25 protein-coding genes are annotated in these 20,940 nt (G+C 63.5%); 2 read left to right on the plus strand and 23 right to left on the minus strand.

Going from position 1 to position 20,940, the window contains the following annotated elements:
* The first annotated feature begins 101 nt into the window (after nt 1-101).
* Complete coding sequence (locus O3297_RS04290) at nt 102-2,267, plus strand: bifunctional diguanylate cyclase/phosphodiesterase (protein ID WP_170846440.1); 2,166 nt, start codon at nt 102-104, stop codon at nt 2,265-2,267.
* Here the strand turns inward: O3297_RS04290 and O3297_RS04295 are convergent.
* The 13 genes from O3297_RS04295 to flgB form a co-directional block, all read right to left on the minus strand.
* A complete protein-coding gene (locus tag O3297_RS04295; RefSeq protein ID WP_170846441.1) occupies nt 2,252-3,352 on the minus strand; it encodes a glycosyltransferase family 9 protein in 1,101 nt (366 codons plus the stop codon). The genes O3297_RS04290 and O3297_RS04295 overlap by 16 nt on opposite strands.
* 147 nt (nt 3,353-3,499) lie before the next feature.
* Nucleotides 3,500-4,546 carry a hypothetical protein gene (locus tag O3297_RS04300; RefSeq protein WP_034787803.1) on the minus strand — a complete coding sequence of 349 codons (1,047 nt, stop codon included), beginning with the start codon at nt 4,544-4,546 and terminating at the stop codon, nt 3,500-3,502.
* A 5-nt stretch (nt 4,547-4,551) separates the two neighbouring features.
* Nucleotides 4,552-5,463 carry a flagellar hook-associated protein FlgL gene (flgL, locus tag O3297_RS04305; protein WP_099387433.1) on the minus strand — a complete coding sequence of 304 codons (912 nt, stop codon included), beginning with the start codon at nt 5,461-5,463 and terminating at the stop codon, nt 4,552-4,554.
* Nucleotides 5,464-5,473: 10 nt separating this feature from the next.
* On the minus strand, nt 5,474-6,835 hold the full coding sequence (gene flgK, locus O3297_RS04310; RefSeq protein WP_092610836.1) for a flagellar hook-associated protein FlgK: 1,362 nt from the start codon (nt 6,833-6,835) through the stop codon (nt 5,474-5,476).
* An 81-nt stretch (nt 6,836-6,916) separates the two neighbouring features.
* Entirely contained in the window at nt 6,917-7,312 is a 396-nt protein-coding gene (locus tag O3297_RS04315; RefSeq protein WP_370385382.1) for a flagellar biosynthesis protein FlgJ, read from the minus strand.
* 108 nt (nt 7,313-7,420) lie between these two features.
* Complete coding sequence (locus tag O3297_RS04320) at nt 7,421-8,533, minus strand: flagellar basal body P-ring protein FlgI (RefSeq protein WP_034787825.1); 1,113 nt, start codon at nt 8,531-8,533, stop codon at nt 7,421-7,423.
* A gap of 9 nt (nt 8,534-8,542) precedes the next feature.
* Complete coding sequence (gene flgH / locus O3297_RS04325) at nt 8,543-9,217, minus strand: flagellar basal body L-ring protein FlgH (protein ID WP_034787828.1); 675 nt, start codon at nt 9,215-9,217, stop codon at nt 8,543-8,545.
* Nucleotides 9,217-10,005 (minus strand): flagellar basal-body rod protein FlgG, encoded by a 789-nt coding sequence (flgG, locus tag O3297_RS04330; protein WP_170846442.1) that lies wholly within the window; start codon nt 10,003-10,005, stop codon nt 9,217-9,219. The genes flgH and flgG overlap by 1 nt, the downstream gene beginning before the upstream one ends.
* 32 nt (nt 10,006-10,037) lie before the next feature.
* Nucleotides 10,038-10,766 (minus strand): flagellar basal body rod protein FlgF, encoded by a 729-nt coding sequence (locus O3297_RS04335; protein ID WP_034787834.1) that lies wholly within the window; start codon nt 10,764-10,766, stop codon nt 10,038-10,040.
* Nucleotides 10,767-10,792: 26 nt separating this feature from the next.
* Nucleotides 10,793-11,971: a flagellar hook protein FlgE gene (locus tag O3297_RS04340; RefSeq protein WP_034787837.1), complete on the minus strand. Its 1,179-nt coding sequence runs from the start codon at nt 11,969-11,971 to the stop codon at nt 10,793-10,795.
* 58 nt (nt 11,972-12,029) lie between these two features.
* Nucleotides 12,030-12,683: a flagellar hook capping FlgD N-terminal domain-containing protein gene (locus O3297_RS04345; RefSeq protein ID WP_070253631.1), complete on the minus strand. Its 654-nt coding sequence runs from the start codon at nt 12,681-12,683 to the stop codon at nt 12,030-12,032.
* 3 nt (nt 12,684-12,686) lie between these two features.
* Nucleotides 12,687-13,103, minus strand: coding sequence for a flagellar basal body rod protein FlgC (gene flgC, locus O3297_RS04350; protein WP_034757795.1), 417 nt, complete (start codon nt 13,101-13,103; stop codon nt 12,687-12,689).
* An 8-nt stretch (nt 13,104-13,111) separates the two neighbouring features.
* Nucleotides 13,112-13,474 (minus strand): flagellar basal body rod protein FlgB, encoded by a 363-nt coding sequence (gene flgB / locus O3297_RS04355; protein WP_034758109.1) that lies wholly within the window; start codon nt 13,472-13,474, stop codon nt 13,112-13,114.
* Between the two features lie 281 nt (nt 13,475-13,755).
* Between flgB and flgA the strand changes: the two genes are divergently transcribed.
* The gene (gene flgA, locus O3297_RS04360; protein ID WP_305047849.1) at nt 13,756-14,376 is read left to right on the plus strand and encodes a flagellar basal body P-ring formation chaperone FlgA; all 621 of its coding nucleotides are present in this window, start codon (nt 13,756-13,758) and stop codon (nt 14,374-14,376) included.
* 6 nt (nt 14,377-14,382) lie between these two features.
* On the opposite strand, the gene O3297_RS04365 is transcribed toward flgA, so the two are convergent.
* Genes O3297_RS04365 through fliS form a run of 10 tightly spaced genes read right to left on the minus strand, consistent with a single transcriptional unit; the run spans nt 14,383 to nt 20,919 of the window.
* Nucleotides 14,383-15,135 carry a glycoside hydrolase family 73 protein gene (locus O3297_RS04365; RefSeq protein WP_305047850.1) on the minus strand — a complete coding sequence of 251 codons (753 nt, stop codon included), beginning with the start codon at nt 15,133-15,135 and terminating at the stop codon, nt 14,383-14,385.
* Nucleotides 15,122-15,562 (minus strand): flagellar export chaperone FlgN, encoded by a 441-nt coding sequence (gene flgN, locus O3297_RS04370; protein ID WP_081345406.1) that lies wholly within the window; start codon nt 15,560-15,562, stop codon nt 15,122-15,124. Before flgN ends, O3297_RS04365 begins: the two co-directional genes overlap by 14 nt.
* The gene (gene flgM / locus O3297_RS04375; RefSeq protein WP_034757812.1) at nt 15,559-15,849 is read right to left on the minus strand and encodes a flagellar biosynthesis anti-sigma factor FlgM; all 291 of its coding nucleotides are present in this window, start codon (nt 15,847-15,849) and stop codon (nt 15,559-15,561) included. Before flgM ends, flgN begins: the two co-directional genes overlap by 4 nt.
* A gap of 16 nt (nt 15,850-15,865) precedes the next feature.
* Complete coding sequence (locus O3297_RS04380; RefSeq protein ID WP_034787914.1) at nt 15,866-16,870, minus strand: flagellar motor protein MotB; 1,005 nt, start codon at nt 16,868-16,870, stop codon at nt 15,866-15,868.
* Entirely contained in the window at nt 16,854-17,768 is a 915-nt protein-coding gene (gene motA, locus O3297_RS04385) for a flagellar motor stator protein MotA (RefSeq protein ID WP_034757817.1), read from the minus strand. The genes O3297_RS04380 and motA overlap by 17 nt, the downstream gene beginning before the upstream one ends.
* Nucleotides 17,769-17,824: 56 nt before the next feature.
* Nucleotides 17,825-18,568, minus strand: a complete 744-nt coding sequence (locus tag O3297_RS04390; RefSeq protein ID WP_034787845.1) for a FliA/WhiG family RNA polymerase sigma factor — start codon at nt 18,566-18,568, stop codon at nt 17,825-17,827.
* Between the two features lie 33 nt (nt 18,569-18,601).
* A complete protein-coding gene (locus O3297_RS04395) occupies nt 18,602-19,078 on the minus strand; it encodes a flagellar basal body-associated FliL family protein (RefSeq protein ID WP_081345405.1) in 477 nt (158 codons plus the stop codon).
* Entirely contained in the window at nt 19,078-20,223 is a 1,146-nt protein-coding gene (locus O3297_RS04400) for a flagellar hook-length control protein FliK (protein WP_305047851.1), read from the minus strand. The genes O3297_RS04395 and O3297_RS04400 overlap by 1 nt, the downstream gene beginning before the upstream one ends.
* On the minus strand, nt 20,220-20,537 hold the full coding sequence (locus O3297_RS04405; RefSeq protein WP_034787848.1) for a hypothetical protein: 318 nt from the start codon (nt 20,535-20,537) through the stop codon (nt 20,220-20,222). Before O3297_RS04405 ends, O3297_RS04400 begins: the two co-directional genes overlap by 4 nt.
* The gene (gene fliS / locus O3297_RS04410; protein ID WP_034757830.1) at nt 20,530-20,919 is read right to left on the minus strand and encodes a flagellar export chaperone FliS; all 390 of its coding nucleotides are present in this window, start codon (nt 20,917-20,919) and stop codon (nt 20,530-20,532) included. Before fliS ends, O3297_RS04405 begins: the two co-directional genes overlap by 8 nt.
* Between the last annotated feature and the right edge of the window lie 21 nt (nt 20,920-20,940).

A 20,940-nucleotide genomic window follows, 5' to 3' on the forward strand; every position in this document is an offset into this window, starting at 1 on the left:
AGTGGCATCCATGGCAGGCTTGGCTCGACACTGCGCGTGGCGCATGCTAGTCTTGCAACTGCACCCACCTGGTTGCCAGGGCGGCGGTGCAAAGGATAGCCATGGACATACCACCGCTCGCGGTACCTGATCCGGATTCCTCCCAGCACAGCCATGACGGCGTGTTGGGGCATGCCGCGCCCCTGCTTGACGATGGCGTCTTCAGTCCGGAACGGGTGAAGGCCGAACGCGAGCAAGCCTATTTCAACGATTTATACCTGCTGGCGCCTGTCGCCTATTTCGTGCTCGGCCTCGATGGCGCGATCGTGCAGGTCAACCTGGTGGCGGCCGAATTGTTCGGCCTGGTGCGCGAGCGCCTTGGCCACGTGCTGTTCCGTTCGTATGTGCACGAGGCGTTCCGCCACGATTTCGAGCAGTTCGTGCAGCGCGTGCTCAATAGCAGCGAGCCCGAGCGCATCCAGCTGCAGGTACGGCTGCGCCCTGGCGCGCGCGAGGCGGGCTTGCCCGTCAGCCTGCTGGGCAGCGCAGATCCGAACGGCCAGGCGCTGCGCCTGGTGCTGGAGCAGGCCGAGGGCAAGCTGGCTGCGCTCGAACGCAGCGAAGAGCGCTTCCGGCGCATCGTGCACGGCGCCGAGGAGGGCATCTGGGAAATCGATGCGCAGGCGCTGACCAGCTTTGTCAATCCGAAGATGGCGCACATGCTCGGTTGCCAGATCGAGGATATGCTGGGCCAGCCGCTGGCCGCCTTCATGGATGACGAGGGGCGCGCCATCCTGGAGCGCAACATTGCGCGGCGCCAGGATGGCATCGCCGAGCGCCACGAATTCAAGTTCCTGCGGCGTGACGGCAGCACCTTGTGGGCCACCCTGGCCACCAATCCCATCTTCGATTCCAGCGGCACCTACCTGGGCGCGCTGGCGCTCGTCAGCGACATCACGGCCCAGCGCGCCGCGTCCGAGCGCATCTGGCGGCAAGCCAATTTCGATCCCTTGACGGGCTTGCCGAACCGCCACATGTTCCTCGACCGCTTGCAGCACGAGGCGCGCCACGCCAGCCGCGAAGGCGGTTGCCTGGCCCTGCTGTTCATCGACCTCGACCATTTCAAGCAGGTGAATGACCGTCTCGGCCACGAGAAGGGCGACATGCTGCTGCGCCAGGCGGCGCTGCGCATCAGCGAGCGCGTGCGCGCCACCGACACGGTGGCGCGCCTGGGCGGCGACGAGTTCACCGTCATCCTGGCCGGCGTGGGGCACCTGGGCGGCATCGAACGCGTGCTGCAGGAACTGACGACGGCGCTGGCCCTGCCTTTCGTGCTCGACGGCGACACGGCGCAAGTGTCGGCCAGCGTGGGCGTGGCGCTGTATCCGGCCGACGCCGAGGCAACGGAAACCTTGCTGCGGCACGCCGACCAGGCCATGTATGCCGCCAAGAGCGCGGGGCGCAACGGCTACAGCTATTTCACGCCGGCCTTGCAGCAGGCGGCCGACCTGCGCCGCACCACGGTGCGCGAGATGCGCCTGGCGCTGGCGCAGGAGCAGTTCGAAGTGCATTACCAGCCCATCATCCGCCTGTGCGATGGCACGATCGAGCGGGCCGAGGCGCTGCTGCGCTGGCGCCATCCGCTGCGCGGCTTGCTCGTGCCCGCCGATTTCATCGCCTTTGCCGAGGCAAACGGCTTGATCATCGATATCGGCGAATGGGTGTTTCAGCAGGTCGTGCGTCAGGCGCGCCAGTGGCAGGGCGAGCATGGCGCCCCGTTCCCGATCTGTATCAACAAGTCGCCCGTGGAATTCCGCTGCGACGCCGCGTTGTACCAGGACTGGGGCAATGCCCTGGCGCGGGCGGGCCTGGCGCCGGGCGCCATCGTCATCGAAACAACGGAAGCCGTGCTGCTCGACAAGGCGCGCCAGGTGGGCGACCGCCTGCGCCAGTTCCGCGCCATGGGCCTGGCGCTGGCGCTCGACGATTTCGGCAGCGGCCAGGTATCGCTCGGATGCATCAAGAAGGCCGATATCGACTTTCTCAAGATCGACCGTTCGCTGGTCGGCGAACTGGGACGCGACGATGCCGGGCTGGGCCTGTGCGAGGCGATCATTGCACTGGCGCAGCGACTGGGAGTGAAAGTCGTGGCCGAAGGCGTGGAGACGGCGTCGCAGCGCGATTTGCTGCGCGCCGCCGGCTGCGACTATGCGCAAGGATATTTCTTTTCCCGCGCGCTGCTGGCAGGGCAGATGGATGGCCTGCTGGCGGCTCAGCCGGCGGCTTGAAGCGTCGCTTGCGCCTGCCCATCGTCCTGCATCAGCTGTTCCACGGCGGCCAGGGTCTCGGCGGCGCTGACCGTGGCCAGGGTCAGGCCGGGCGCCAGGATCACGCGGTAATGGCGGCTGGCCGGATAGAACCAGCGGTAGTTGTCGGTGCGAATGTAGTAGCCGACGATCTTCCTGTCATACGCCGAGGCGATGTGGATCACCGAGGTGTCGGGCGACAACACCAGTTCGCAGCGGCGGATCAGGGCCGCCAGCTCAAGGATGTGGCCGGTGGGCGGCGCGGCCATCACGTTGGCATGGCCGGCGCCGCGCACGATCTCGGCGGCGCGCGCCTCGGTGCCCGGCGCGGCGATCACCAGCAGCGCATGGCGCGGGTAGCGCGCCGCCAGGGCCGCGCAGCAGCGCTGGGCATCGGCCACGCTGACCGTGCGTTGCGCATTGCTGCCCTGGAAATTCAGGCAAAACAGGCCTTCATGCGTGCGCAGCAGGGTATCGCAGGCGGCGTCGACACGTGCCGCGTGCGCATCGACGCCGAACAGTTCATAGCGCATATCGATGTCGCGCAGCTCAAATTGCCCGAACGTGGCGAAATAGCTGTGCAGGATGTGGCGGCTGCGGTCGCAGGGCACCGTATGGTCGAACATGCCCAGATTCGCCGTCGAAGTGCCATACTTGGGAATGGCAAAGCCCGTCAAATAGCGCGCACCCAGCCATTTGATGCGCAGCAGCAAGGGAATCGAAAAGCGGTTGTAGGGGTTGAAGATGACGTCATAGCGGCGTCGGCGCAGCTCGGCGATGGTGGTGCGCAAGTCGCGCAGCAGCGGCTGCTTGTCCCAGATGAGGATTTCGCCGACATGCGGATTATCGGCGAGCACCGCCCGGTTGGCGCTGCTGGCGGCCACGTCGATCTGCCAGTGCGGATAGTTTTTCTTCAGTTCGCGCAGCAGGGCCGTGGTGACGATCATGTCGCCGATCTTGTCGTTGCGCAAAATTAATACCTTGCGCACCTTGGCGATATCGAGGGGGTGCTTGCCGGATTTGCCCAGCAGGGCGTAGCTGATCAGCCGGGCGGCGGTCTTTATCAAGGGAACTCCGGAGGTGGATGACGGGATGCGCTGGCGTATGGGACAAAGCGCCAGCGACAGCAGCATCTTACGGATTTCCACCGTCCTGAGCTAGGGGGTGTGGCCCATTATTGCCGCGTGCGCCAAGTCAGCGCACGCGGCAGGGGGTTATTCCAGGCCCAGCAGCGCGACGACGCGCTCGCGGCTGATGCCGACCAGCGCCGAGCTGATCGCCAGCAGTGATTCATAGCCGGGCTGGCTGGCTTTTTCCGTGAAGTTTTCCGCCAAGGTATCCATGCTGACGTTGACTTGCTGCACCGGTTGCGCGCGGGCGACCCGCCCCGTCGCTTGCGCCAGGGCCAGGCTGACGGAGCTGCGCGCCGCCTGCAACTGCGCCAGCGCCTGCACCACTTGCTGCAAGGTGGCGCGCAGGGCTTCCACGTCGCCGGTACTCCATTCTTCCGGGGCGATGGCGGCCGGCTCCGCATCCGTGCGCACACGGCTCATCTGGCCGGTCGGGTAGCGGATGCCGCTGCCGCGCACGGACAGGCTGTCGCGCACGCTGGCCCAGGCCGCTTCCGACGTGCTGAACACCAGTTCGCCATTCTCGCCCAGCTTGACGCCTATGCCTGACGGCATCAGTGCGCGGTCGAAGCGGGAGACGATTTCGTTCTCGCTCAGGCCAGGTTCGATATTCACCGAGCGCAAGGCCTGGCTCGCGCCGCCGACGGAAAAGGCCAGCACTTCCTGCGGGCCTTCCTGCAGGCTGGCCATGGTCAGGCCACGGATGCTGAAGTTCTGCTGTGCCGCCTGCGGGCTGGTATAGCCGAGCTGTGCATCGAGCGTGCCGCCCGAGGCGCTGGCGCGCTGGCGCCAGGTATTGCTGAACTGGCGTACTCTGGCTTCGACTTGCCCTTCGCGTCCCTGGCGCGCGGCCAGCTTGGCCGCCAGTTCGCTTTTCAGCGCTTGCAACTGGCTGCTGCTGCGTTCCAGGTAGTCCAGGGTTTGTTGTGCGTTAGAAATTTCCCCCTGCAGCTGGTGATCCCAGTTGCTCAGGCCACGCTGCAGGCTCGCCGTCGAACTCCTCGCTGCCGGCGCCTCGCTGCGCGCGCTGGCACTGCTTTTGACTGCGGCGGACGCGTCATCGACGACGCGGGCTGTGCCGGCGCCTTTGGCATTGACGCCGGAAGAGGAGGAAGTCTGAACGATTTGCATGATGGTCAGAGAAGATCAAACAGGGAAATAGTGCCAACCTTGGTGTAGGCTTTATAGGTTGCCTGCAGGGCCGTCTGGTAGCCGGTCAGTTCAATCGCCGCCGCGCCCATATCGGTCTTTTTCAGGTCCAGCAGGGCCGAATTGTTCGACAGCGACACATTGGCCAGGTTGCCGGACAGCGTGGTGAGGATGTTTTGCGCGCCGCCGAAGATGGCGATCTTGCCAGAGAGCAAATCCATGCCATCATCGGTGCCGCCCAGGCCGTCGCTGACGATGGCGCGCACTGCCGGGTCGTTGGGGTTGACGCCCGGCGTGCCGAGCGTGGTGATGACCTGGTCGATCTTGTTGAGCCACACTTCCAGGTTCTTCACGTCGACGTTGGCCGCCTGCGTCACGCCATTGCCCACTACCACGGTCTGCGTGTCGGTGTTGCCGATGTAGCTGTAGCGCGAGCCGGCGGCTGCCGTCGGGTCGTATTTGATTGCGGGCTGGTCGGTCGCTGTGCCGGAAAACATGTAGCGGCCTTCCTGGTCTTTCAGGTTGGCCGTGTACAGCACGCTGTCGCGCATGGCCGTCAGCGATTGCGTCATCGCATTCAGGTCGCCCGGCGTATTGCTGCCGTCGGCGGCCCATACCAGCAGGTCGCGCGCCTGACCCATGTCGGTGACCATGCTCGACAGGTAGTTTTCATTCTTCAGCAGGCGCACTTTCACCGTGGCGATATTGTCCTGGTACTGCGTGACCATGGCTTGCTCGCGCGTCAGGCGCGAAATGCGCACGTTGCCGATCGGATCGTCCGATGGCAGCTGGATGCGCAAGCCGGAAGACATTTGCTGGGTCAGGAAGTTGATGCGTTCCTGATTTTGCTGAAGCGAAATATTGATCAGCGATTGGTACTGGCTACTGGCGACACGCATGATCTTCTCCTTAACCCATCATTTGCAAAGTGGCGTCAAACAAGCTATTCGCCACGGAAATGACTTTCATGTTTGCTTGATACATATTCTGGAATTCGACCAGGCTCATCGCTTCTTCATCCTTGTTCACGCCGCTGGTGGACTTCCAGTCGTCGATCGCTTGCGCGCGCACCGTGTTGGCCGTCTTCAGCAAGGCCTGGTTCTGCTGGCTGTAGATGCCCAGCTTGCCGACCAGTTGCGTATCCGCGTCGCTCATCAGGACAGAACCGACCCAGCTGACGGTGATCGGTTGATTCTTGATCTCGATCAATTTCTGCAAGTTGCCGCTGTCGCCGGCCTGGCCCGTCAGCGACAGGGCCAGGTCCTTGGCGTTGAAGCCGGGCGTAATGCTCAGCTTGCCATTTGCGTAGGCCAGCAGGGGGCCACCTGGGGTACCGGCCATGGTCTTGCCCAGTGCCAGCTGTGCGTTGACCTTGTTGGTTAACTGGGTGGCCATGTCTTGCAGCGACTGCTGCAGCGGTTTCAGGGTATTTTGCTCGAACTCGCCCAGGCCGCCCATCTGCCCGCCGATGGCGACCGGGTCGAGCTTGTACGAGGACTTGGCGAAATCAAGGCTCAGCGTCTGTTCGCCGGTGTTCGTCATGTTGCTGCTCATGGTGCCGGCCAGGCTGCCGATGACCAGCGGCTGGCCCGACTTCAGCGCGATATTGCGCGAACCGTCCGGCTGGTCGAGGACCTCGATGCCCATTTGCGAGGCCAGGCCGTCGATCAGCTGGTCGCGCGCATCCATCAGAGACGACACATTCGTGCCGGCGGCGGTGGAGGTGCTGATGCGCTGGTTCAGCGCGGCGATATTGGCCAGGGTGGTATTGACTTGCGGCACGATCGCTGCGCGTTGCTGCTGCACCGACAGCAACTGATTGCCCATGACGGTGCTGATGCTGTTGAAGCGCTGCGCCATGGCGTCGGCGGAGGTGACGATCTGCTGGCGCAGCGGCGTCGAGGTCGGGTCGACGGCCGAGGCGTTGAGGGCGGCGAAAAAGCCGTCGATGCCGTTGCTGATGCTGGAAGCATCGTCGCCCATCACGCGCTCGAGCTGCGTCAGGTAAGGCTGGGTCTGCGAACGGGCGCCCTGGTCGGACGCGGCGCGCCACATTTGCTGGCTTTTATAAGCATCGGCAAAGCGCAGCAGGGCGGACACTTCCACCCCATTGCCGGCCGAGCGCACGCCCACGCCGGCACCAAGTGAGGACAACAGCACGCCCTGGCGCGTATAGCCCGCCGTTTGCAGGTTGGCGATGTTCTGGCTGGCCGCATTGAGTGCGGCCTGGGCGGCGATGCTGCCTGACAATGCATTGCTGATGATGCTCATTGGGCAAGTTTCTTTCGTGAAGAGAGTGGCGCGTGCTGGTGGGCAGGCATTGAATCGTTGTTACCTTGTACAGGCGACGCTTCAGACGGATTTATTAAGCGGCGCTGCAATATTGTCGGTCTTGACAGTGCTTTTGGCTGCCACGGGGGCGCTGGCCGCCGGCAGCAGCTGGCGCAGGATGGCGTCGGCGATGCCGAAGGCGCGCTGGCCGGCCATCTTGTCGGCCACCAGGTTGTCGGCCATTTCCAGCATGTCGTTGTTGATGGGATCCTTGAAGACGCTGTCTTCGCCCGCCATCTCGCGCGTGCCCGAACGCATCTGGCGCAGCATGTGCGAGATGAAGAACGCTTCGAACTTGACGGCCGCCTCGGTGGCCTTGGCCGCGTAGCGCGGATCGGCCGGCGTGGCGGCGGCGGGGGAGCGGTCGTCGAGCGCCGAGGGCAGGGCGCTGCTGCTGTCGTTTACATTCATTTCCATTCAGCTTTCAGTGTTCGTCAAAATGTTCAGGGCAAGGCGCATTGCCGAAGGCAGTACGAATGTACGACGAGGCAGTGCAACGTAGTCCTGGGCTTTTTGACGGGCACGTTAGATCACCACCAGTTCGCCTTCGATGGCTCCCGCTTGGTCGAGGGCTTGCAGAATTGCCATGATGTCATCGGGCGAGGCGCCCAGGCTGTTGACCACGTCGATGATCGATTGCAGCTTGGCGCCGGCAGGCCATTTGAACATATTGCCGTTACCCTGGTCGACGGATACTTTGGATTGCGGCGTGACGGTGGTCTGGCCGCGGCCGAACGGCGCCGGCTGGCTGACGGCCGAGCTTTCGGAAATGACGACCTTGAGCGAGCCATGCGTGACGGCGGCCGCTTTCACGCGCAAGCCTTCGGCGATGACCACGGTGCCCGTGCGCGAATTGAAGACCACTTTCGGCGTATCGACGCCGACATCGACGCTCAAGGCTTCGAGCTTGGCCATGAAGGCCACGCGCTGGGTCGGGTTTTCCGGCGCCAGCACTTCCACGCTGGTGGCGTCGCTGGTGGTGGCGACGGCGCCAAAGCGGCGGTTGACGGCTTCGACGATATTGATGGCCGTCTCGAAATGCGGGTGGCGCAGATTCAGGGTGACGGTCGGCTTGGTCGAAAAATCACTGAGGATTTCGCGCTCGATGTTGCCGCCGTTGGGAATGCGGCCCGAGGTGGGCGTGTTGACGGTGACGGACGAGCCGCTCTTGCCGGTGGCGTTCAAGCCGCCGACGACGACGTTGCCTTGCGCCAGCGCATACGTTTCATTGTCGGCCGCGCGCAATTGCGTCAGCAGCAAAGTGCCGCCGCGCAAGCTTTTCGCATCGCCCAGCGACGATACGGTCACGTCGATGGCCTGGCCACGGCGGTATCCCGGAGGAAACACGGCGCTGACCATGACGGTGGCGACGTTCTTGCTTTTCGATTCGGCGCCGTCCGGCATTTTCACGCCGAACTGCTTGAGCATGTTGACCACGGACTGGCTGGAAAACTTCACCTGCGTGGTGTCGCCGCTGCCGTTCAGGCCCACGACGAGGCCGTAGCCGACCAGCGGGTTGTCGCGCACGCCCTCGATGCTGACCAGGTTGCGCAGCACTTGCGCGGCGCTGGCGGGCAGGGCAAAGCCGGACAGCGCAGCGAGCATGGCTGCCAGGGGCAGGGCGGAACGAAATTTCATGAGGTCACCTTAAAACGGCATCCATGGGCCGACGAAGAAACGCGTCAGCCAGCCTGGTTTGTTGGCTTCGGCCAGGGTACCCTGGCCGGAATAGGCGATCTGCGCATTGGCGATGCGCAACGATGACACCTGGTTGTTGGAATCGATATCGGCCGCGCGCAGGTAGCCGCGCAGGCGCACGAATTCCTCGCCCTGGTTCAGGGTCAGGGTTTTTTCGCCCTGCACGCGCAGCAAGCCGTTCGGCAGCACTTCCTGCACGATCACCGTGATGGCGCCGGACAGCGCGTTTTGCTGCGTGCTGGTCGAGTCGCCGGCGAAGTTGCGGTCGGCAGACAGGTCGATGCCCGTCTTGGGGAAGGTCTTGCCAAGGATATTGGCCGCCTGCACGCCGACGGACGAACCCTTGTTGAACGAGGTGCCCGCCTTCTTGCTCGCCTGCGTGGTTTCCTGCAGGGCCACCGTGACGACGTCGCCGACGCGGAAAGCGCGGCTGTCGGAAGTCAGGGCCAGGCCCGCATCGGGATTGAAGACGCCGCCGGCCACGCCGCCGCGCGCAGCGCTGCGCGGCGCCACGGGCAGCGGCGTATCGGAAAAGCTGGGCGCCAGAGGGGCCACCGGCTGGCTGGCGCAACCGGCCGCCAGGACCAGCAGCAGGGCCGCTCCGGCTTTCAGTGCGGCCTTCATCAACGTGCCGCTTGCGCCAGGTATTGCAGCATATTGTCGGCGGCCGACAGCACCTTGGTATTCATTTCATAGGTGCGCTGGGCAGCGATCATGTCGACCATCTCTTCGACCACTTGCACGTTCGAGCCTTCCAGCGCGAATTGCTTCAATTTGCCCAGGGCGCCTTCGCCGGGACGGCCTTCCGTCGGCGTGCCGCTCGATGCCGTTTCCTGGAACAGGTTTTCACCGAGTGCCAGCAGGCCGGTCGGGTTGACGAAGCTGGAGAGGTTCAGCTGGCCCAGTTCGGTACCGGCGACATTGCCCGGCACGGTGGCCGTGACCATGCCGTTTTCACCGATGGTGATGGCCGTGGCGTTGTTCGGCACGGTGATCTGCGGCACCAGGGGCAAGCCCTGGGCGTTGACCATCACGCCGTTTTCATTCAGGCTCAACTGGCCGGCGCGCGTGTAGGCCGCTTCGCCGTTCGGGCGCAGCACTTGCAGGAAGCCGTTGCCGGTGATGGCGACGTCGAATTCGCGGCTGGTCGTTTGCAGGCTGCCGGTGGTAAACACCTTTTGCGTGCCGACCATGTGCGTACCGTTACCCAGCTGCACGCCCGATGGCGAGAGGGTGTTGTCGGCGCGCTGCGTGCCCGGCTGCTGCTCGACCTGGTAAAACAGGTCTTCGAAGACGACGCGGTCGCGCTTGAAGCCGACCGTATTGACGTTGGCCAGGTTATTCGCGATGGCTTGCAGTTTGGCATCTTGTGCCTGCACGCCGGTCTTGCTGATCCACATTGCTGGATTCATGTATTGCTCCTAATAATAGATTGGCGTTGGGCTTAAGCGCCCAGCAGGCGGTTGCCCGATTCCGTCATGGAATCGCTGGCCTTGAAAACTTTCATCTGCATCTCGAAACTGCGGTTCAGGCTCATGGTGGCGACCATTTCCTCGACGGCCGAGACGTTGCTGCCTTCCAGGTGGCGGTCGCGGATGCGTACCGTCGGATCAGCTTGCAGGTCTTCGCCGCCGCGCGCCACGATCAGGCCCGCTTCGTTCTTGGTCAGCTCGCCCGCTTCGGCGTTGACCAGCTTGAGCTTGTCGACCGTCTGCATTTGCGCAGTGCCCGGCACCTGGATGGAAATCGTGCCATCGCCGCCGATCGACAGGCTGGTGTGCTCGGGAATTGTGATCGGACCGCCTTCGCCCAGCACGGGCCGACCGTTGATGGTCAGCGCGCCCGTTTCATCGAGGTCCATGGCGCCGGCGCGCGTGTAGGCTTCGCCGTTTTGCCACTGTACCGCGAGAAAGCCGGGGCCCGTGACGGCCACGTCGAGCTCGCGTCCCGTTTCCTTGATGGCGCCCGTGCGCGTGCCGATGGCGCTCGACTGCGTTTGCGTCATGTGGCGGTCGTCGTAGCCATAGCCGTTTTGCAACGGCTGGGCAGTGGACACTTCCAGGTTGGCGCGGAAGCCGCCCGTTTCGATGTTGGCCAGGTTGTTGGCGTGTACCTGCTGTGCCCGCAGGGCACGGTCGGCCCCGCTCATGGCGGTATAAATCAGCGCATCCATTGCTCTTTACCTTTGCGTATCGTGGATTACAGCGCTTGCATCAGCGATTGCAGCATGGCGTTCTCGGTCGAGATGACCTTCGAGTTGGCCTGGTAGTTACGCTGCGACGTCATCAGGCCCACCAGTTCGGAGGTGATGTCGACGTTCGACTGTTCCAGCGAGCTCGTCACCAGTTTGCCGGCCATGCCGACGCCCGGACGGTCATACATGGCGGTGCCGGAAGTGGTCGAGGCGACCCAGCTGGTATCGTTGACGGCCGTCAATGCGCCTTCGTCAGGGAAGGTAGCCAGGGCGATCACGCCGATGCTCTGCTTTTGGCCGTTCGTGTATTTCGCCACGACGGAGCCGTCATCGGCCAGTTCCACGCCCGTGTAGGTGCCCGAGGCATAGCCGTCGGCGCGGTCGGTCGAGGTGGTGGCTTCGCCGGCGAACTGGGTGGTGCCCGTGTAGTCGATGACGACCGACAGCGCCGCCGCGCCAGGCGGCGTCGGCAGCACTGGCGTGGCGCCCGTGCCGGTCACCAGCTTGCCGTTCGTGTCGAAGGTCATGCTCGTCACCGGCGTCACATCGGCGTTGTCGAAGGTGTAGTGCACGTCCACGCCCGTTGCCGTCTTGACGAAATACTGGCCCAGCGAGTGCTTGGCGCCCAGCGAATCGTAGACGATCGAGGACTTGGCGCTGTTGTAGCTCAGTTCGTTGGTCTTGTTGAACGGCGGCGTTTTCACGGTCCATTCGGACGACATGTTGGCGGCATACGCCAGCTTGGTCGAGGCCACGGCGGGAATCTGGCCCGTTGGAATGAGCATGTCGCCCATGGTGCCCAGCGTGGTGCTGCCCTTGACGGCCGCATAGCCCTGCACCAGACGGCCATTCGCATCGATCAGCTTGCCTTCATTGCTGGCCGAAAAGATGCCGACGCGGCTGTAGGTCATCGTGTTCTGCGCATCGCGCGTGACGAAATAGCCGCGGCCATCGATGGCCGCGTCAAGTGCGCGGCCCGTGTTCAGCACGCCGCCATTGAGCGACATGCTTTGCGTCAGCGAGCCGATTTCCGTGCCCGTGGCGCGCGAACCGGCGTACATGGCCGAAAAGTTGGCGCGGCTGCTCTTGAAGCCGTAGGTGCCGGCGTTGGCGATATTGTTACTGGTGCTGTTCAACTGTTGGTTGATGGACTGGATACCGGACAGGGCGATGTCGAAACTCATGTTGACTTCCTTTAGTGAAGGACGAGATTAGTGTTCAGGAAACGAAGGGAAGGGCGGATCAGGCCGTCTTACCGTTAAAACCGGTGATCGCGCCAGGGTTGACTTCGCCCAGGTTCGACACGCTCAGAATCATGCTGCCGCCGGCCGACAGGCGCACGCTATTGAGCTTGCCTGCGATGTCGACCGTCGGTTTTTCGGTGCCACTGGTCGTCACCGCCATGGTATAGGTGCCAGCAGGCAAGCCCAGGGCCACGGGATCGATGGTAAACGGCACCGTGCCGGCACCTTTGGCGCCCAGTTCGATCTTGTATTCCTTGTCGTCGATGCCTTTCAGGGTCACCGTGGTCTTGGTGGTGCCGGCCGCGAGCGCGATGCTGCCGCTGACCTTGCTCTTGTCGAGCTGGACCGTTTCGCTGTTGACCATCACTTCGGAGCCCACTTGCGCGCCCAGGGCCAGCACCTGCATCGATTGCAGCACGCTGGCATTGGCGCTGGTCAGCGCCGACAGATTTTGCATCGCTTCCGTCTGCGCCTGCTGCGTCAATTGATTGACGAACTGGCTCGGATCGGTCGGTGCGAGGGGATCCTGGTTCTTGATCTGGGCCACCAGCAATTTGGTGAACATATCCTGGGTAGCATTGCTTTGCGACTTGACGGCATTGCTGCCGCTGTTGCTGCCACTGGTGTTGTTTGTAAAGAGATTGGTTTCCATGGATTATGCTTCACCTAATTTGAGGAGCGATTGCTGCATCGACTTGATGCGGCCCAGAACTTCGACATTGGTTTCAAACGCGCGCGACGCCGACATCATGTCGGTCATTTCGGCCACCTGATTGACGTTGGGGTAGAACACCATGCCATCGGCATTGGCCATCGGGTGGCCCGGTTCATACACCTTGCGCAGTGGCTCGTCGCTTTGCACCACGTCGAGCACCTGCACTCTTCCACCGGCGCCGCTGGCACCGGGGCCATCCATCACGGCCGCAAATACGGGCTTGCGCGCGCGGTAGGTTTCGCCTTCGGAACCGGCCACGGAATCGGCATTGGCCAGGTTGCTGGCGATGGTATTGAGGCGCACGGTTTGCGCCGCCATCGCCGAACCGGCGATCTTGGAAATATCCTGGAAGCTCATGCTGATCCTTATTGTCCGGAAATGGCCTTGGACAGACCCTTCAGTTTCATGTTGACGAAAGTCAGGCTGGTCTGGAAGTCGGTGGCATTCTGCGAGAACGCCGCCTGCTCGACGCCGATTTCGACGGTATTGCCGTCGCGGCTGGGGTGATAGGGGACGCGGTACAGGGCGCTGGCATCGTCATCGGTCGACAGCAGGCCAGCTTCGTTGTCCTGCAACTGCTGCAGGGCGCTGCCGAAATCCATGTCCATGGCCTGGAAGCCGGGCGTGTTTTCATTGGCGATGTTGGCGGCCAGTACGCGTGTGCGGTCGGCACGCAGCGCGAGCGCATCGGCGTGCACGCCCAGCGCATCCTTGAAATTAATCCCCATGGTCATCCTTTGTGTTGAATTCGTTCGTGCTTTTTGCGGTTCGGGCTAGAAAATAGGTGGTGCAGAGGTAAAATCCCAGCCTGGTCATGTTGACGCATGGTAAGGTCATGCCGCTTCAGTATCTTTGATTAAGGTTAGCAATGATTTACTTTGAGAACTATTCCGTGATGTGGAACAAGGCGCAATGTCGTCACATACTGCTTCCGGGCCTCTTTTTACTGACCAGCCTATATAGTAGTGCAGGACGCGCAGAATTGCCAGCCGACAATATATTTTCGCGTGTGGAACAATTAGCGCGCGAGCAATTGGCGCAGCAGGCAGCCTCGGCCGGATTGCTGGAACCGCAGTTTCAAGTCACCGTTGTAAAAAGCACGCGCCCCGTGCCTGCGTGCGCGGCGCCCGTTGCGCTGGAAACGGCGGACAGCCGCTCGGCGCAGCGCATGCGCTTTGTCGCAGTGTGTCCTGGGAGCAACGGTTGGCGTTATGAAATGCTGGCGCGCGGCAGCATCACGGCCCAGGTGGCCGTCACCAGCGTCCCCGTCACGGCCAATACGCCGTTGCAGGCGGGCGACGTGACCCTGGGGCGGCGCGACGTGACGATGGTGCCCGACAGTATTGCCTCCTTGCCCGGCGCCGTTGGCCTGTCGAGCCGGCGCAGTTTGCGTGCCGGCGAAGTGTTGCGTCAGGGACAACTGGCATCGCCCGTGCTGATCAAGCGGGGCAGTGCGGTGAATATCGTGGCGCGCAAGGAGCAGGTGGAAGTGAGCATGGCCGGCGAAGCGATGGATCCGGGCGCGCTGGGCGAGGTGATTCGCGTGCGCAACGCCACCAGCGGCACGGTGATACGTGCCAGGGTGGTCGATGCGGGCGTGGTGGAACCGGCCGAACTTCCCGGCCGTTAAGGAAAATCAGTCCGCGGCGGCCGTGCGCTGCAGACGCGTCGCCAGCTGCGTCAGCTTGGCGGCGTAATTCGGATCGGTGGCATAGCCGCCGCGCGCCAGGCCTTGCGCGAAGGCGCCCGCGTCGGCACCCGTGTTCAGGGCGGCGCGGTAGCGCGGATTGTCGAGCAAGACCTGCGCATAGTCGCGGAAGGCGCTGGCCTGGTCCGGGTAGCTGCGGAAACGTTCCGTTTTCTTCAGGGCCGTGCCGCTGCCCGCCTCGTATTCGGTGGTGACATTGCTGGCCACGTCGCCCTGCCATTTGCCGCCGGCCTTGATGCCGAACAGATTATTCGTGTCCGCCCCCGTGCCCTGGCGCAGCGGACGCTGGCCCCAGCCCGATTCCAGTGCCGCGTGGGCGGCGACGATTTCCGGCGCCACGCCCAGGCGCGCGCCTGTTTCTTGCGTCCACGGCTTGATCGAGGCGAGAAATTGCTGCTGTACTTCGCCGATTTCTCCGCCCTGGTTGATGTTGCCCAGCACATTGACGGGCTGGCTCTGTTCCAAGTAGGCGCGGCCTTGCGGGCTCAGGCTGGTGGCATTGCCGCCGCCCTGTTCGATGAAGCGGGCCACTTCGCCCTGTACTTGCCGGAACACGCTGCTGAAGTTGCCGCTGGAACGGGTGGCGTCGGTGGCGCGCATATTGCTCTGCACGGCGGACGTGGCTGCCGTCGACGGCGTTGCCGCCGTGGCGCGGGTGGTCAGGAAATCAGCCTGGCGCATACGTATCTTCCTCGCCATGCAGCACGCGCTGCATGATGCTGTACTGCTCTGTTAATAAATCACTGTTGCGGGCGTTCAGGCGTTTGCATTCAAGCACCATCTGCTCGAGCGCGGCCCAGTCGCGTTCGGCGCTCGTACGCGCGTCTTCTTGCAACAGCGCAAACAATTGGGCCATGTCGCCTTGCGGGCCCAGCAGGGCCGTGACGAGGCTGACCCGCTGGCGGCGGCGCGCATCGAGCGGTTCGACGGCGGCGATGACCTGGTCGGCCAGTGCCGTCAGCTGCGCGCTCCGGTGGTGCAGGGTGGCCTGGAATTGCTCTTCCAATAAGGTTTGCAGCGCGGCATAGCCGATGCTGTCGTCTTTCATGCCTTGCAGCACGCGGCGCACGGCTTCCTGGCGCGTGATGCCCTTGCGCGCTGCGGTCACGATTCACCGCCGTGGAAGCGCTGGATCAAGCCTGCCAGTTTTGACGGATCGAACGGCAATTCGCCCTTCGCCAGCGCATCGCGCAGCATGGCCACGCGCTCGTGGTCGATCTCGGGCATGGCGCGCAGGGCGGCCATGGCCGGTTGCAGCACGGCCGATTGCAATTCCGCCCCGGCCGACGAGCCGCCCATGGCGCCGGCGGCGCCCGCGTTCTCGGCGATCGCCTCGGCCGGCGCGACGGCGCTGCTGCGCACGGCAGCACCGGTATTGCCGGAGGAGATTTTCATACGTTGTCCCTTGCCCTTAATTTGCATGCTCATCCCGCTCCTTCTTTGCGGGCAGGCCCAGTTTTTCGCGCAGGCGCTGCAAGGTGCCCGCATCCGGTTCACCCACTTGCAGCTCGTCGCCTTGCGGCTTTTGCCCGGCCATGCCGAACATGGCGGCGATGCTGTCTGCCTGGCCACGCGTCAATATTAACAGTTCGATGCGGCGGTTGATGCCGGCGCTGGCATTTTTCACGTCCAGCGGCGCGCGGTCGGCCATGCCCACCACTTGCAGCACGCTGTCCGGACTCATGCTGCCGATCAGCAATTGCGCTCGCGCCGACATGGCGCGGTTGGCCGACAGGGTCCAGTTCGAATAGCCTTCATAGCCGTTATTGGCGTATTGCAAGGAATCCGTGTGGCCGACGATCAGCATCTGGTTTTCCATTTGCGCAAACACGGGGCCCATCTGGCGCAGCAGCTTGCGGAAACGGTCGGTCGGCACGGCGCTGCCACGCACGAACATGCCTTGCTTGTCCGTATCGTGCAGCATGACGCGCAAGCCGTACGGCGTGATCACGGATTGCAGGTTGCTCTTGAGTCCCGCTTCGTCGCTGAGCTTGTCGAGCGCGCGCGACAAGGCCATCAAGTCTTCCGGCGACTGGTAGCTGACCTTGGTCTGGTTTTGCGGCGCGGAGCCGGCTTTGCCGTCCTGCATCTGCTTGCCTTCCGTGCGCGTGTCGCCCGAGCCCTTGCGGGGCATGGGGAAGCGCTCGATCAGGCTGCCGCGCGGACCGCCACTCTGTTCCGGCATGACGCCCTGGCCTTCGCCCTGGCGGCTGCTGGCCGACGCATCCATCATGATTTCCTTCATTGCCTGCTGCTCGCGCGCAGCCATCAGCCACAGCACGAGGAACAGCGACAGCAGGGCCAGGCAAAAGTCGGCGAACGCTACTTTCCAGGCGCCGCCATGGCCATCGTCGTCATGCTTGCGGCCAGCACGCTTGATGATGGCCTGTTCATGTTTCTCATGCGGCTTTAGCACGGCGGCCTCCCCGGCCTTGGCCCTGCTCTTGTTCGGCGCCGCCATCTTCCAGCGCATTGATCCAGCTTTCCAGCTGGGCGAAGCTCGGCTTGATGTTCAGCTGCACCAGGCGGCGGCCCGCATCGATCGCCAGCAGGGGCGGCTTGCCCGCCACGTGCGTGACCAGCACGACCTTCACGCATTCCATGGTCGAGCCTTCCTCGCCCACCAATTGCTTCATCATGTTGCACATCGGATCGAGCACGCCGTAGCAAAAGAAGATGCCGATGAAGGTACCGACCATGGCGGCACCCACTTTTTCCGAAATTTCCGCCGCATCGGCGCCGTCGGCCACGGAATTCATGGCCATCACGATGCCCAGAACGGCAGCCAGGATACCGAAACCTGGCATGGCTTCGGCGATCTTGTGCAGGGACTTCGACGGTTGCAGCAATTCGTCGTGGATGGCTTCCAGTTCCTGCTCCAGCACGCCTTCGAGCTCATGCGCGTTGATCTTGCCCATCGCCATCAAACGGAAGTTGTCGACGATGAAGGCCAGCAGCTTCGGCTCTTCCAGTACCAGCGGATAGCGCTGGAACAGGGCGCTTTCGCGCGGTGCCTCGACGTGGGCGTCGAGCGCCTTCAGGCCGCCGGCGGCCGTTTGCAGCAGTTCATACATCAGCAGCAGCAACTGGCGCTGGAATTCCGAGCCTTGCTTCTTGTGCGTGACGATCTTGCGCATCTGGTGCAGCATTTCACCGAGTACATGCTTGGGGTTGCCCAGCACCAGGGCGCCAACGGCGGCGCCGATGATGATGATCAACTCGACCGGTTGCCAGATCGCGTGGACGGTGCCGCCCATCAGGGCGAAGCCTCCGAATACACACCCCATCACGATTAAGATACCGATAATTACCATGTCAACTGCCTTTCTGCGTCATTGTGCTGCGTCAATTTGATGGATCTTGCTTACTCTTATGCGTCTTGCAGCATGGCTTTCATCTTGCCCAGCGCCGTCTTGTTGAGCTGGCAGACGCGGGCGTCGCTCAGGTCCAGGACGGCGGCAATTTCTTTATAGCTCAGTTCGAACTCGTAATACATCTGCACCACGCGCTGTTCCCGTTCGTCCAGCGTGCGCAGCGCCTGTTCCAGGCTGCGCCGCACCATCAATTGCTCTTCCGGGCTCGGTGCGCTGTCGGCTTGCCCCAGGCTTTCCTGCAGCACTTCGTCGAAACTGGCGATCAGCTCGGCGTTTTCCGCCAATTGATATTCCTGGAAGGCTTCCGGCGTCAGTTTCAGGGCCGCCATGATTTCCGCTTCCAGCGGCTCGCGCCCCAGGCGCCGGGTCAGGGCGCGCACGCTGTCGCGCAGGCGGTGGCTTTCCTGGCGCACGGCGCGCGGGCGCCAGTCCTGGCGCCGCAGTTCATCGAGGATGGCGCCACGGATGCGCAGGCTGGCATAGCTGCCGAAAGACTGGTCAGGCACGCCGTAGCGGCGCAGTGCTTCCAGCAGGCCCATCAAGCCAATCTGTTCCATGTCGTCGCGGTCGATGGCGCCCGACACCTGCGAATTGAGCTGGCGCACGATGCGTTTCACCAAAGGGGAGTAGGCGACCAGATGTTGTTGCTCTTCAGCAACGCTGAGCACGGCCGCGCAAGCGCTGGCGGCCGCATATTCGCCGGCGCCATACGCTTCCTGGTATTGCTCTACATAGGCCAAGGGATCTCCCACTAGGTCGGCTGGCGTGTTGGCTTATTCAATGATCAGCTTGCCGACCATGACTTCGGTGAAGGGTTTTTCCATCTGCTCGCGTTCATAGCTGACATTGAAGGCCTTGTTGATCTGTTCGGCATACTGCTCCACCGTCATGGTCTGTGCCTTTTCCATCGGAAAGCTCGACAGAGTGCTGACGGCGATCGAGCGCATCAACGGCAAGTGGTCCTTGGTCAGCTTTTCCTTTTCCTCGGTGGTGGCGATCACCAGGTCGGCCGACAGGTAATGCGTTTCACCGTCGCCGGGGCCGCGGCGCAGCATCACGATGACCTTGTCCAGGGTGATGAACTTGCGTGCCTTCTTGCCCGTGGCGGGCGGTGGCGGGGCTTTCGCTTCGGTGGCATCGGCATGGCCGGCAACCGGCTTGGCCAGGTACCACATGGCGCCGCCAGCCGCGCCGGCGGCCAGCACTGCCACGGCGACAAAGCCGCCGATCAGTTTCATTTTCATATTCATCAGGCGCTCTCTCGCTCGTGCATGGCGTAAGTGGTACTGGCAGTGCTGCCGTCGGACAGGGCGCGGCCCGGTTCGGCATCATCCTGCTGGCGGCCCGGTTGACGCTGGCCGCGTGCATCGCCTTCGGCAAACGCCTGGGCGGCCGGGCTGCGCGGGGTGGCGCTGATATTCACGGCCACCTCGGTGTACTGGCGCTGTGCCAGGTCGCTGCGCATGTTTTCGCCGATGCCTTGCAGCTGGCGTAACACTTCCGAGTTCGACGCCGTGACGTTTACCTGCAGCGCGCCGGCCGTGTGGCGGATGGAAATTTCAATGCGGCCCAGCATGGGCGGGTCGAGGCGGATCGTCGCGTGTTCGCTGTTGCGGCCGATCTGCGTCTGCAGGCGTTCGCCCAGCGCTTCGCGCAGCGGTTCCTGCCATTGCTGGGCAGGGCCGTTGAGCTTGATGGTATCGCCGGCCGGGGCCGCCGTAGCCGTATTGCCGATGGCGCCCGTCAAGCCCAGGTTGGGCGCGGCTGGCGCGGGCGTCGCGGCGCTGCGTTCGCCATCGCGCGGGGCAGGGGCGACGACGGCGCTTGCCGGAGCGGCTTGCTGCAGCAGCGATTCGAACGGCTGTGCGGGCGCGCTGCCCTTGGCGGCGCTCGCCGGGATGGCTGCTGCCAGCGGTTCGCGCGTATCGCGGCCTGCCGGCTGTGCCGTTCCCTGTGCGGTGAGGGTGATTGCCGCCGGATGCAGGCTGATGTTGAGTGCCGGGTTGGCTTGCGCCACATTCGCCTGGGCTGATGTCTGTGCCTGCGCGGCGGCGCGCGCCTCGGCTGCGGCCGCGTCCGTTGGCGGCAGCATCGTCATCGGCAGGCCGATGACGGGCGCTGCCATGGCAGGCAAGCCGCTGTCGGCCTGGCTGTCGCTGTCGCCATCCTTGACGGGGGCTGGCGCGGGCGTGCCGGCATCGGCCGACTCCCCGCCTGTCACATCGAGCACCTGCGCAAACAGGGGCAGGGCGGAGGGCGCGGCGCCGTTGCTGCCATAGCCTGGCGTGCCAGGCAAGGTGGCCGTCTGTGCCGGCGCTGGCGCCGAGGCTGGTGTCGGTGCCGCATTGGCCGCCGCTGCCGGAGCGGCCGGCGCCTTGTTGAAGTTCATGATCATGCTTGATTCCCGTCCGAGTCGTATTCGCCGAGCGCGGCGTAGGCGACCCAACCTTCCTTATTTGCCTGTAATGCACCCAGGTGTTGACCCAGGCGTTCTTTTTCCGCAGAGCAAATTTTAACCGCTTGCGCGTGAATTTTGCGCAATTGCAACAATTCTGTTTGTTCCAGCGCATTCCATGCGCCACGTTCGGCCAGCAGCGGAATGTTTTTTGCCAGGCTGGCCGAGAGTTTTTCCATCGCCTCCCAGTCCGCCTGGGCGACCGCCGCGCTCAAATGCCGGCTCAGCTGCTGCAGCGCAGCGCGCCTAGGCATTATTCGCCTGGACGCCCACCCAGCCACGCTTGATGGTGGTCATCAAGGTAGTCACTTCATCGATCAGCGTCGGGTCGAGCTTGATGCCGGCCGTGTACAGGCGCGCCACGCAATAGTCGTACAGGCGCGCCAGGTTGACCACCACTTCGCCGCCATTGTCGAAATCGAGCGAGCTCGACAGACCGTTGATGATCTGCGTGCATTTATCCAGGCTGATCGCCTTTTGCTCGTAGCGCTTGCCCACGATGTGCCCGCGCGCGCGCGCCAGTTCTTCCAGCAGGCCGTCCGTCAGCACCAGCACCAGTTCGACCGGTGTGGCGCGGGCGGTCTGGGAATCCAGGTTGACGGCATGGTAGCTGCCGTAAGCTTCATTGTTCAACATTATTCTCTTCTCGCTATGTTA

It is taken from the genome of Janthinobacterium sp. SUN128 (assembly GCF_030587275.1).
In the GTDB taxonomy this organism is placed as follows: domain Bacteria; phylum Pseudomonadota; class Gammaproteobacteria; order Burkholderiales; family Burkholderiaceae_D; genus Janthinobacterium; species Janthinobacterium lividum.